This window comes from Xenorhabdus sp. IM139775 (genome assembly GCF_028598745.1).
Lineage (GTDB): Bacteria > Pseudomonadota > Gammaproteobacteria > Enterobacterales > Enterobacteriaceae > Xenorhabdus.
The window spans coordinates 1-2916 of sequence record NZ_JAQRFK010000144.1 but is presented as its reverse complement, the minus strand read 5'-3'; the positions used below and the strand labels follow the sequence as shown (position 1 = coordinate 2916).

Annotated in this window: 1 protein-coding gene; it reads right to left on the bottom strand. The window is 40.5% G+C overall.

The genetic code is table 11. The features are described from left to right. Positions 1-2916 (bottom strand): ATP-binding protein (locus PSI17_RS16340; RefSeq protein WP_273552972.1); only part of this gene is annotated, 2916 nt, incomplete at both ends.

Sequence of the window (2916 nt, the reverse complement as noted above, 5' to 3'; positions counted from 1 at the left end):
ACAAAGAAGAATTTCTATCAATGTTATGACTAAACGCAGCCAAGTCTTGGTTTTCATCGAGCCATCCACTGTCTTGATCCCAGCTAAGGTTCATCTTCTCAATTAAATCAGGACAAGGCATATTAATAGAGCTTTGTTCGACATTGCTTGAGTAATCGTACTGCCACTCCCCACCTCTCAATAGTTGAATGCTAGAGAATAATCGCTGGTCATCTGAAATAGTCGTATCTTGTTCAGCAACACATTGCTTGAAAGCTGGGCTTCTAGGGTACTCCGCCAAGTAGACACGGTAGCAGTGGTCATTACTATGATTGTGGAGTTCGAATGCTTCAGTGTTGCTAGGGTCAACAAAATAGCCGTTATAACTAGATATACCAAAGAAGCTTTCAGCGTCGAACGAGACGTCGTCCTCATCTCGTTTAGCGTGAACCTCTGAATAAAAACTCAAGTTAATCCAAGTTGTACTACTCTCGTCATTCAAGACAAGTACGTTGCTTGCAACGAAATAATCATCAGTCTGCAACCAATAGTCCACATTACTTTCTGGCAGCTCAAGCTCTTGTATTATTAGGTTTCTAAGAGGGTACTTTTGCTTTGATGACAAATCTCTTATGTCTGATATATCAACCTTTCTAAGTTCTAACGACCAGAATCTATCAGAGGTTAATTGTGGCTCCCAACGAGATTGGACCGGTGCTACATTGGCAGCTAACAGACCTATCAATCGGTGAAAAGCAACCCAATAAGATTTCTTGCCGATGGTTTCTGCATAGCCGGGCTTTGCTCTTCCTCTTCCATATTTATGAAGAGTTGCCAAGTCATGCTTGAGGGCTCCATTACCATATCCGGGATAGCCGATATATTCGGCTTCTCTCATAATCCAGCAGGCAATATTCTCAAGAGTTATGTTCTGTGATTGTAAGTCAAAGGCTCTAAGTCTTGGTTCAACTACATAGCGCCAAAAGTCAGGACCTAATTGATCACCCCATAGGCGCATGTTTGAGGGCAAATTTTCTAGTGTAAGCAAGGTCTGCACATCGCTTAGAATAGGCCATGTTAATGGTAGAGAAGGAGTTACATATTGATTTGATATTCTGTCTTCTTCAATCCCTAGTTTCACAAGCTCCTGTCTCAATAGCTGGGAATGCTCGCGAATTAAAATGTTATTTGAACTGCTATTTGCTCTAATATATCTATTTAATGGCTGTACGAAGTTCTCAACTGACTCAGGTGAAAGCAAGCAGGACGTATACATAGCCTGAATCAAGCTTTCAAGTATGTAGTCGTCGTCACACCCAGTAAACGTGTTTACTGCATGCAGGCATATCACAGGGTATTGTTTAAAAAGCAAGCCAAGGCATCTTGTTGCTTGATCTCTGACTCGTCGATCCGTAGCTGAACAACACCAAAGTAAAGCCGAGGATGCTAATTTATAACTTTCTTCGAGCCAATTGGTTGCTTCTATTTTTTCCAAAGCTTCAATTAGAAACCAAATTGCACCTTTTTTATTATATGACTCTGATAAGGCGACAGAAAGGTAGGTATCTCTTGATGGAGAGTCTTGTCGCCATTGAAAATCTTTGAACCAACTTTCTGCGTTAAGATAATGACTTGGAACTATAGATAGTTGGAATAGGCTTTCAAAAACAGTCTGCCACAATCCGCCCGTTCTTAATGCCCCAAACATATGTTCTTTAATGGCAGGGGTAACACTTTGCTTTGAACGCCAAGTTAGTGACTTTACAAAAAGGCTATGTGCTAAATCGTTGTCTAAGCCCAGGCGGTTATCAGTGATTTCGATACCGATCTCTTCAGGGAGAATGCTTGCAAGAGCTTCTAAAACGCCACTCTCCATATCTGTTAAAATCGCCAGCTTTTCTGCAAGGATTGATAGATCACTATTGCCAGTTTCTTGATAGGATTGAACTATTGAAGATGCGCGCAGCATATCTCCAAACCTCTGATAACCAAACCTAATAAGAAAATCTTCATCGTTAGTTGCTGATAAAATTAGCAGTTGCTCTTTAACTAGCTCATCAATAAACCTTTCTGGAAGTAGCTCATTACCTAGAATAGGCTTAATTGTATTTACGGCAGTTTCCCAATTTATAGTTTGGGTTTCTGAATGAGCTAGAAAATCAGACAGTTTGCTCATTACCGCTCTAACGATATTTTTAGGACTAACATAGTCTAATCGCTCTCTCAATGAGTCATCGATTTGCTTGAGGTGTTTAGAAAAAATGGTTGAGAAGCCACTAGTCGATACATCAAGAGAACAAGAGTCCTCCGACTTGTGAGTTTTGAAGACTAAATGTAGAAGTAATGGGTTTCGTAGCTCATCTGTAAAAATAAGTGTTATCTCACTTTCAACATTGTAGCGTTGAGAGAACGAAGAGAGGACATCGTGAAAATTCCTAGTGAATCCAATATGACTATATGCATAGTCAGGGAATCGTTCATCAACAACTAAATTGGTATATATATCGCGACTAGACACAACAATCTTGATACGAGGATATTCATTTAGTTGTTGGATTATTTCTGGCAGTTTGTTTTTCCACTTTCTTGCCTTTGCTCCTTCGTTTAACGCATCGATAGCAATAACAAAACAATGGTTATTGGCTTGAGCACTTGCTTGAAGACAAGATAGTAATTTGTCTCGACCAACATCGGCTCCAAAGCCTAGTTTGCTTCTTACTACATCCCAAGGTTCCGCGTTATCAAAATCTTCCCCAAATAGCACCAGAGTATGAGCGCCTTTGTCGAGTCTTCTCTTCGCAAAACTTACGATAGAATGTGTCTTACCTGCACCTGCCGGACCGGTTAGTAGGAAAGATCGAGCGTGGCAGGACTGAATCAGAGGGCTGTTGAGACAAATTTCAATATCTATTATCGAAGCAAGTAATTCCCTTGAGG